1 protein-coding gene is annotated in these 297 nt (G+C 47.1%); it reads right to left on the bottom strand.

Annotation, left to right across the window (positions count from 1 at the left end):
- Positions 1-297, bottom strand: a 297-nt coding sequence (locus AB4585_RS24445; protein ID WP_372171341.1) for a chloride channel protein, incomplete at both ends; no start/stop codon positions are given.

The following is a 297-nucleotide window of genomic DNA, read 5'->3' on the forward strand; positions in this document are numbered from 1 at the left end:
ACTCAGGAACGTACAGCAGTAGCAAGCCAAACATGCCACCAAGGGCGACACCCAGAAGTAAATAGCGGCTGCGTTTATGTTGATGTAACGCGGTTAGTTTGTCTTGGGAGAAGGTAATCAGCTTGTTGAACACCACGCCAAATATGCCAAACAGCACACCCAACAGCAAAAATAGCCATAAGGTGACCAATTCGGGCGCTTGGTATTGTGGCATGCTAATGACCGCAGATTGACCGTTGATCGAGCGAAATACAATGGTCGCGGTAATGGTCGCTATAATGATGGCCTTAATTGAAA

Origin of the sequence: Vibrio sp. 10N.222.49.C9 (assembly GCF_041474985.1) — a bacterium.
Taxonomy (GTDB): domain Bacteria; phylum Pseudomonadota; class Gammaproteobacteria; order Enterobacterales; family Vibrionaceae; genus Vibrio; species Vibrio crassostreae_C.